This is a genomic window from Kitasatospora sp. NPDC036755, assembly GCF_040636595.1.
Taxonomy (GTDB): Bacteria; Actinomycetota; Actinomycetes; order Streptomycetales; family Streptomycetaceae; genus Kitasatospora.
Genome location: NZ_JBEZUT010000361.1, coordinates 1 through 8,516, shown reverse-complemented (window position 1 = coordinate 8,516; position 8,516 = coordinate 1). Strand labels below are relative to the sequence as shown.

The window sequence follows — 8,516 nt, the reverse complement described above, 5'->3', positions numbered from 1 at the left end:
GGCCGCGCGACCGACCGGGCCCCGCCGGCCGGGCCCCGAGCCCGGCCGGGCGGCCCGGACCGCTCCCCGGGCTACTCGTCCCCCTCGCCCTCCTCGTAGAGCGCCTCCAGCGCCTCCGGGGTGCGGGCCCGGACCGCCACCCACGCCTCCCCGGCCACCCCGACCAGCACCTCCGGCCCCTGGTACCAGCGGAAGTGGCGGCCGAGCGGGGGCAACTCCCGCAGGCCGCCCGGCAGTTCCTCCTCCAGTTCGAGGAAGTCGGACAGCTCGTGGTCCTCCAGCAGCTTCTCCATCATCGCCATGGCGGCGGCCGCCGAGGAGAAGCGCTCCTCCCAGGGCTCCCACCGCTCCTGCGACTTGTCCGCCAGGTCGAGCCGGCCGACCGTCGGCGGGTCCTCCAGGCCGAGGTCGTCCAGCAGCACGCCCCAGTGCGCGCAGCCCTGGTTCTCCGCGCGGTACACCAGGGCGCCGTCCAGCACGTGCAGCTCGTCCGGGGTCAGCAGCACGTCCTGGCTGCTGGTGAGGTCCGCCCGGCGGCCGAACAGCCGGTACGCCTCGCGCAGCGCCGTCGGCAGCCGCAGGCCCAACCGCCGCTCGGCCGCGTCCAGTTCCGCGTCCGTGAAGCCGTCGTCCGGCCCCAGCGGCTCGCCCCAGTAGGCGGCGAAGCCCCGGACGAGCTCCCAGGCGCCCGCGCGGGAGCGCACACTTTCGGCCATTGCGGCCGGGATGTCGAATTCCGTTTCGTCCACCCGCGCACCGTACGCCACCCCTCCGACAGCGCGGTGAACCGTCCGACCGGCGGCCCAACCGCCGGTCCGGGCCCCGGCCGCCGTCCCCTCGCCGCCCGTCCGCGCACGACCGGCCGGATCTGACGCGAACGCGTAATCCCGGCGACACCCGTTGATCACCACGGGGTTCCCACGCCGTCGTTCGGGCAAGACACGGTTTCGGCCGGAACCGACATCACGAAAGGCGGACGCGCGACAGATGCCGACCGCACCGCACACCGCGACCCTCCCGGGCCGCCGCCCACGGGCACACCGGGGAGGGCGCTGGGGCGAGCACGGGCTCGCCTGGGCCTTCCTGCTGCCCTCCCTGGTGGTCTTCGTCCTCTTCATCGGCTACCCGCTGGGGCGGACCATCTACCTGAGCGGACACGCCAACGACCTCTTCGGCGCGCCCTCCCGCTACGTGGGGACGAAGCACTACACCGACCTCTTCGCCTCGGCCGACTTCGGCCGCACCCTGACGACCACGGCGCTGTTCACCCTGCTCACCGTGGTGCCCGGGGTGCTCGGCGCGCTGGTGCTGGTCCTGCTCCTGGAGAACCGGATCCGGGGCGTGCGGCTGCTGCGCTCGGCGTTCGCGCTGCCCTTCGCGTTCTCGGTGGCCAGCGCCTCGGTGGTGTTCGCGGTGTTCTTCAACCCCGCCAGCGGGGTGCTCAACGGCCTGCTGTCGCACGTCGGCCTCGGCCCGATCGGCTGGCTGACCGACTCCCGCTACGCGCTGTTCTCGGTGGCCGTCACCACGGTGTGGATGAACCTCGGCTACAACGTGCTGGTGCTCTCCGCGGGCATCGGCTCGATCCCCGGCGAGGTGCTCGAGGCGGCCCGCATCGACGGCGCCTCCGGCCTGCGGCTGGCCCGCTCGATCACCGTCCCGATGCTCGGCCCGAACCTGTTCTTCCTGACCGTGGTCTCCACCGTCCACGCCCTCCAGAGCTTCGGCCAGATCCACATCCTCACCAAGGGCGGACCGGACGGCTCCACCCGGACCCTCGTCTACTCCGTCTACGAGAAGGCCTTCGCCTACGGCTCCAGCGACTTCGGCACCGCGAGCGCCCAGGCCGTGGTGCTGCTCGTGGTCGTCCTCGCCTGCACGGCCGTCCAGTTCGGCGTCCTGGAGCGGAAGGTGCACTACGCATGACCACCCTCACCACCGGGGCCGAGGCCGGGCCGCAGGCCGGGGCGCCCCGCCCGCGCACCCGCGTCCTCGCCGGGCGCTCCCCGCGCGACCTGCTCGGCCGCGCCGCCGTCTACCTGCTGCTCGGCGTCGCCGTCGTCACCGTGGCCTTCCCGGTGTACTACGCGATCGCCGGAGCCTTCATGGGCCCGTCCGAACTCTCCTCCTACCCGCCGGCCCTGGTGCCGCACTCCGTCACCGGGCGGAACTTCTCCGGCGCCGTGGAGGCCATCCCGCTGGCCCGCCAGTACGCCAACTCGGCGATCGTGGCGACCGTCATCACCCTCGCCCAGCTGTTCACCTCGGTGCTCGCCGCGTACGCCTTCGTCTTCCTGCCGATGAAGGCCCGGGCCGTGGTGTTCGGGGTGTTCCTGGCCACGCTGATGGTCCCGTGGGAGGCCATCATCATCCCCAACTACCTGACGCTGTCGGGCTGGGGCCTCGGCAACACCTACTTCGGCCTGGTGCTGCCCTTCCTGGCCTCCGGCTTCGGCACCTTCATGCTGCGCCAGGCCTTCCGCCAGCTGCCCGGCGAACTGCGCGACGCCGCCCGGATCGACGGGGCCGGCCACTGGCGGTTCCTGTGGCGGATCGTCGTCCCGCTCAACAAGCCGGCCCTCGCGGCGCTGTCGATCTACGTCTTCCTGTCGGCCTGGAACCAGTACTTCTGGCCGCTGATCATCACCCGCACGGCGAAGATGCAGACCCTCCAGATCGGTCTGACCTCGCTGCGCGACTCCGAGATGGCCGACCCCGGGCTGATCCTGGCCGGCGTCGTGCTCTCCCTGCTGCCCACGCTCGCCCTGGTGGTCTTCGGCCAGCGCTTCATCGTCCGCGGCCTCACCGCGGGCGCGGTCCGTTGACCCCCGGCCCGTCCGTGTTCCCCGCTTCGTTCCCCGCTTTCCCGGATAGAGAGAGAACCCTCGTGAAGAAGAGTGCGCGCGCGCTCGCGGCCCTGCTGGTGGCCGGCCTGTCCCTGACCGCCTGCAGCTCCGGCGGCTCCGGCTCCGGCTCCGGTTCCGGCTCGGGCGGCTCGTCCGACGCCGGCGCGCCCGGCGCCCAGGCGCTCGACCAGGCCTCCGGTGTCACCACCGTCGAGTTCTGGCACTCGATGACCGGCAAGAACGCCGACGTGCTGAACGGGCTGGTCGGCCAGTTCAACGCCGCCCACCAGGGCAAGATCGAGGTCAAGGCGGAGTTCCAGGGCAAGTACGACGAACTGGTCACCAAGTACAAGGCCGCGGTGCAGCAGAAGGGCACCCCCGCCCTGGCACAGGTCTACGACATCGGCACCCGGTTCATGATCGACTCCAAGCAGACCGTCCCGGCCCAGGCCTTCGCCGACAAGGACAACTACGCGCTGGACGACCTGGACGCCAACATCCGCAACTACTACTCGGTCGGCGGCAAGCTCCAGTCGATGCCGTTCAACTCCTCGATGCCGCTGCTCTACCTGAACACCGACGCCTTCAAGGAGGCCGGCCTCGACCCCGCCCAGGCGCCCAAGGACCTCAACGAGCTGGGCGAGCTGGCCAAGAAGCTGACCAAGAAGGACGCCGACGGCAAGACCGTCCGGTACGGCTTCGGCGCCGCCATCTACGGCTGGTTCGTCGAGCAGCTGCTCGCCGAGTCCGGCGCCATGTACTGCGACAACGACAACGGCCGCGGCAACAAGGCCGGCAAGGTCGTCTTCGACTCCGCCCAGGGCGCCCAGATCGTCCAGTGGTGGGCCGACCTGGTCAAGGGCGGCTACGCGGCCAACACCGGCCGCACCACCGACGACGCCCAGGCCGCGTTCAAGGCCGGTACGGTCGCGATGCACCTGGAGTCCACCGGTGTGCTGCGCGGCTACACCGAGGCCGCGAAGTTCGGCGTCGGCACCGCGGCCTTCCCGAAGGTCGGCGCCGCCGACCAGGGCGGCCCGGTGATCGGCGGCGCCTCGCTGTGGATCAGCGGCCCCGGCCACTCGGACGCCGAGAAGCGCGCCGCCTGGGAGTTCGAGAAGTTCGTCTCCGCGCCCGAGCAGCAGGCCGTCTGGCACACCGGCACCGGTTACTTCCCGGTCAACACCAAGTCCCTGGACGACCCCAAGGACAAGGAGTGGGTGGCCAAGTACCCGCAGTTCCAGACCGCGATCGACCAGCTGAAGGCCACCAAGCCGACCCCGGCCACGGCCGGCTGCCTGCTCGGTGTGATGCCGCAGGCCCGCAAGGGCGTGGAGACCGCGATCGAGCAGACCATCGCGGGCACCAAGCCGGCCCAGCAGGCCCTGACCGACGCGGCCAAGGAACTCCAGCCGGCGATCGAGAGCTACAACAGCTCGGTCGGCTGAACCCGCTGACACCGAGCCGGACCCTGCCGACGGCCCGCCCCGCGCACCACGCGCGGGGCGGGCCGCGGCCGTCCACAGACCCTAGGACGCGTCCGCCTCGGAGAAGAGGAAGATCCCGGCCAGCACCAGCGCGGCCCCGCCGTACTGCCAGGCGTCGATGCGCTCGCCCAGCAGCCCCACCGCGAAGGCGAGCCCGAACACCGGGACGACGTTCAGCAGCACGCCCGCGGTGGTCACCGGGGTGCGGGTCACGGCGCGGTTGTACATCAGGAACGCGAGGGCCAGCCCGCCGCCGCAGACCCCGGCCGCGACCAGCCAGTGCAGCGGCCGGGCCCCGCCGGTGGTCAGCCCGCCGCCCAGCAGCCACTGACCGGCGATCAGCGGCAGGGTGAACAGCAGCCCGAAACCGAACTGGTAGGCCGTGGCGACCAGCGGATCGGTGTCCCGGACGATCCGCCCGGTGAGGATGGTCGCGGCCGCGGCGGCCACCGTGCCGAGCAGCACCAGGAGGTCTCCCGTGCCGAGCCCGAACACGGCATGGCTGCCGCCCAGCGCGGCGACGCCCACCGCGCCCAGCAGCACGCCGCCGACGGCGCGCGGCGTGGGCGCCCGGCGGTGGACCAGCGCGGCCAGCGCCACCACGAAGCAGGCCTCGGAGCCGCGCAGGATCGAGGCCTGGGTCGCGTCGATGTGCGCCATCCCCAGCCCGATCGCCCCGTACCCCACCATCGGCTCTAACAGCCCGAGCAGGGCGAGCCGGCCCAACTGGGCGCGCGGCGGGCGCCGGTGGCCCCGGAACAGCAGGACGGCCCAGGGCAGGGCGGCGGCGGTGGACAGGGAGACGGCGAGCACCGTCAGGACGGGCAGCCCCCGGAGCGCGTACTTCTCCGCGGTGGTCCACAGGCCCCAGATCGCCGACGCGCCGAGCAGGGTCAGCGTCCCGCCGGGGTGGCGGACGGCGTTGCCGACCACCCCGGTGGCGGAGCCCCGGGGCCGGGTCGGGCGGGCGGAGTCCGGCGGGCACGGGGAGGGCTCGGTGGCCATGGGCCGGCGGTTCCCTTCGGCGTCGGGCGGTGCGGTGGGGTGCGGTGCGGTGGGGTGCGGTGCGGTGGGGTGCGGTGCGCGTCGGGCCGGGCTCCGGTGGACGGTCAGTCCGTGCTGCTCCGGGGCGGGTAGGTGTGGGTGACGCCCCACGGGTCGGTCACGGTCCCGTCGCCGTTCAGGTAGGACGGCCCGATCGGCACCTTGCCGTGGCCGCCGGGGATGTCCAGCACGTAGGTGGGCTGGCACATGCCCGAGACCCGGCCGCGCAGCTGCCGGACGAGCGCCTGGCCCTCCTCGATGGTGGTGCGGAAGTGGCTGGTGCCGACCGCGAGGTCGCCGTGGTGGAGGTAGTAGGGCTTGACCCGGTTCACGATCAGGGTGCGGAACAGGTCCTCCAGCGCCTCGGGGGTGTCGTTGACGCCCTTGAGCAGCACCGTCTGGCTGACCAGCGGGACGCCGGAGCGGGCCAGCAGGCCGAGCGCCCGCCGGGCACCGGGGCCGATCTCCTGGCTGTGGTTGGTGTGCACGACGACCCACACCGGGGTGTCCAGGGTGAGCGCCGCGACCAGGTCCTCGGTCACCCGGTCCGGGTCCACCACCGGCACCCGGGTGTGGAAGCGGATCACCTTGACGTGCTCGATCGCGTCGAGCGCCGCCAGGATCGGCCGCAGCCGGTTCGGGGACATGATCAGCGGGTCGCCCCCGGTGAAGATCACCTCCCAGATCCGCGGGTGGTCGCGGATGTAGTCCAGCGCGGCCGCGAGCTGGTCCTCCTTCAGCATCGCGTCGCCGGGGCCGACCACCTCCCGGCGGAAGCAGAACCGGCAGTACACCGGGCACACCAGCACCGGCTTGAGGAGCACCCGGTCCGGGTAGCGGTGGGTGACGCCCTTGACGGGGGTGAACGGATCGTCGCCGATCGGGTCCACCCGCTCCTCCGGATAGGAGGTCAGTTCGGCTCCGGTGGGCACGAACTGACGGGCCACCGGATCGTCCACGTCGACGATCCGTCCGTGCATGGCGGGGGTGATGCTGAGGGCGTACCGCTTGGCGACGTCGGTGATCGTCGCGAATTCGTCCTCCGGGATCAGTTGCTGGGCGAGCAGTTCCTTGGGCGTGCGAATCGGGCGCGAGGCGACCATGTCTTCAGCTCCTGGGGAAACCGATGAGGATCGTTCGGCGGGCGGCGTCCTGCCGCGTTTCGACGGACGGCGAAATTCCCGCGAGCGACATCATCACGGGATTTGAGGAGGGCTTCGGAAAGCGATTCGGCGGTGACGCGAGAAGGCCGACGAATGACGACGCTAGTCCGGTGGCATAAACGCGTCAAGTTTGGATTGTGACAATATCCGGGAGGTCGCGTCACCGGTTGTTAACGATCCCGGTGCGACGCGCTCCGGGCGTCCGCCGTTCAGGCGGAGAGCGCCTCGTCGTCCTCCGCGGGGGCGCACGCGGCCGCCAGCTCGTCCAGTGAGAGGTCGAGCGCGAAGGCCAGTGCGGCGATGGTGAAGAAGGACGGCGTCGGGGCCCGGCCCGTCTCGATCTTGCGCAGCGTCTCGGCCGAGACGCCGGCCACCGCCGCCACCTCGACCATGCTGCGCCCGCCGCGCGCCTCGCGCAGCAGCACCCCGAAGCGCTCGCCGCGCTCGCGCTCCCACGGGGTCAGCGGAGTCCTCACCATGCCCCCGAGTCTAGGGCCTCCCCCTGCCGGGCGGTCCACACCCCTCGACCGTGATACAAATACCGGTATAAGAATTGGTTCAGGGGAGAGAAGTGCCATGGTCGAACTCAAGTCGGACACCGGGCTGGCCGCGATGCGCGAGGCCGGGCGGGTGGTGGCCCGAGCACTGGCGGCCGTCCGCGAGCAGGCCGCCGTGGGCGTGAGCCTGCTGGAACTGGACGAGGTGGCGCGCGGCGTGCTCAAGGCCGCCGGGGCCACCTCGCCGTTCCTCGGCTACCGCCCCGCCTTCGCGCCCGTCCCGTTCCCCGCCGTCATCTGCGCCTCGGTGAACGACGCGGTGGTGCACGGCATCCCGACCGGCTACCGGCTGCGCGACGGCGACCTGGTCAGCATCGACTGCGGCGCCGTCCTGGACGGCTGGGCCGGGGACTCGGCGGTCAGCTTCACCGTCGGCACCGCCCGCCCCGAGGACACCGCCCTGATCGAGACCACCCGGCGCGCCCTGGAGGCGGGCATCGCCGCCGCCGTGGCCGGCAACCGGACCGGGGACATCTCCCACGCCATCGGCACCGTCGCCCGCGCGGGCCGGTACGGCCTGCTGGACGGCTACGGCGGCCACGGCATCGGCCGCCGGATGCACGAGGACCCGCACGTGGCCAACGAGGGCCGCCCGGGCCGGGGCTACCCGCTGCGCCCCGGCCTGGTGCTGGCGATCGAGCCGATGCTGCTGGCCGGCGGCCGGGACGACCACCGCACCGACCCCGACGGCTGGACCCTGCGCACCGTCGACGGCCGCCGGGCCGCCCACATCGAGCACACCGTCGCCGTCACCGAGGACGGCCCGCGCATCCTCACCCTGCTCTGATCCGGCGGGCGGCGGGCTGTCGGCGGCCGGGCGGCCGGACCCGGAGAGCGGTGCGGCCGGGGTGACGGAGGACACGCGGTGGGGCCACCGGGGCCGGGAGTACCGTGCGGGGCATGAGTGATCAGGACTTCACCACGCACATCACCGTCCGCGGGTACGAGACCGACTCCCAGGGGCACCTGAACCAGGCGGTCTACCTCCAGTACGCCGAGCACGCCCGCTGGGAGTACCTCCGGGCGGCCGGGATCCGCCAGGCGGACCTGGTCGCCGCGGGGATCGGCCCGGTGGTGCTGGAGACCACGGTCAAGTACCTGCGGGAGCTGCGCGCGGGCGACGCGGTGGCGGTCAGCTGCTCGTTCACCTGGCGGGACGGCAAGACCTTCCAGGTGGTGCAGCGGCTGGTCCGCGAGGACGGCGTGCTGGCCGCGGAGATCACCGGGGTCGGCGGCATCCTCGACCTGACGGAGCGCAGGCTGGTCGCGGACCCGCGCGAGCCGCTGCGCGCCCTGGCCGCTGACCAGGGCCTGCTCGGCCTCTGACCCGAATCCGCAGGTAGTGGCCGGCGGCCAGTCAGTTGATCTCTGTGCTGGCCGTTGGCGCCGTTGTGGTGTGGCCGGGTAGGCCGGTGGCCC

At 72.5% G+C, this 8,516-nt stretch carries 9 protein-coding genes; 5 read left to right on the top strand and 4 right to left on the bottom strand.

The features are described 5' to 3' along the window. Positions 1-71 precede the first annotated feature (71 nt). Positions 72-749 carry an SMI1/KNR4 family protein gene (locus AB0E96_RS34990; protein WP_359829832.1) on the bottom strand — a complete coding sequence of 226 codons (678 nt, stop codon included), beginning with the start codon at positions 747-749 and terminating at the stop codon, positions 72-74. Positions 750-987: 238 nt separating this feature from the next. On the opposite strand from AB0E96_RS34990, the gene AB0E96_RS34985 reads away from it, so the two are divergent. The 3 genes from AB0E96_RS34985 (at position 988) to AB0E96_RS34975 (ending at position 4,294) form a co-directional block, all read left to right on the top strand. Continuing rightward, complete coding sequence (locus AB0E96_RS34985; RefSeq protein WP_359829831.1) at positions 988-1,926, top strand: sugar ABC transporter permease; 939 nt, start codon at positions 988-990, stop codon at positions 1,924-1,926. Beyond that, positions 1,923-2,825: a carbohydrate ABC transporter permease gene (locus tag AB0E96_RS34980; RefSeq protein WP_359829830.1), complete on the top strand. Its 903-nt coding sequence runs from the start codon at positions 1,923-1,925 to the stop codon at positions 2,823-2,825. Before AB0E96_RS34985 ends, AB0E96_RS34980 begins: the two co-directional genes overlap by 4 nt. Before the next feature lie 62 nt (positions 2,826-2,887). Next, on the top strand, positions 2,888-4,294 hold the full coding sequence (locus AB0E96_RS34975; protein ID WP_359829829.1) for an ABC transporter substrate-binding protein: 1,407 nt from the start codon (positions 2,888-2,890) through the stop codon (positions 4,292-4,294). 81 nt (positions 4,295-4,375) lie between these two features. On the opposite strand, the gene AB0E96_RS34970 is transcribed toward AB0E96_RS34975, so the two are convergent. From AB0E96_RS34970 to AB0E96_RS34960, 3 genes are all read right to left on the bottom strand, one after another. Further along, a complete protein-coding gene (locus tag AB0E96_RS34970; protein WP_359829828.1) occupies positions 4,376-5,338 on the bottom strand; it encodes a DMT family transporter in 963 nt (320 codons plus the stop codon). Positions 5,339-5,442: 104 nt separating this feature from the next. Then, positions 5,443-6,480: a lysine-2,3-aminomutase-like protein gene (locus AB0E96_RS34965; RefSeq protein ID WP_359829827.1), complete on the bottom strand. Its 1,038-nt coding sequence runs from the start codon at positions 6,478-6,480 to the stop codon at positions 5,443-5,445. A gap of 269 nt (positions 6,481-6,749) precedes the next feature. After that, positions 6,750-7,019, bottom strand: coding sequence for a helix-turn-helix transcriptional regulator (locus tag AB0E96_RS34960; protein WP_359829826.1), 270 nt, complete (start codon positions 7,017-7,019; stop codon positions 6,750-6,752). Positions 7,020-7,116: 97 nt separating this feature from the next. Between AB0E96_RS34960 and map the strand changes: the two genes are divergently transcribed. Both map and AB0E96_RS34950 read left to right on the top strand, forming a co-directional pair. After that, on the top strand, positions 7,117-7,884 hold the full coding sequence (gene map, locus AB0E96_RS34955) for a type I methionyl aminopeptidase (RefSeq protein WP_359829825.1): 768 nt from the start codon (positions 7,117-7,119) through the stop codon (positions 7,882-7,884). A gap of 113 nt (positions 7,885-7,997) precedes the next feature. After that, positions 7,998-8,423, top strand: a complete 426-nt coding sequence (locus tag AB0E96_RS34950) for an acyl-CoA thioesterase (protein WP_359829824.1) — start codon at positions 7,998-8,000, stop codon at positions 8,421-8,423. The last annotated feature ends 93 nt before the right edge of the window (positions 8,424-8,516 follow it).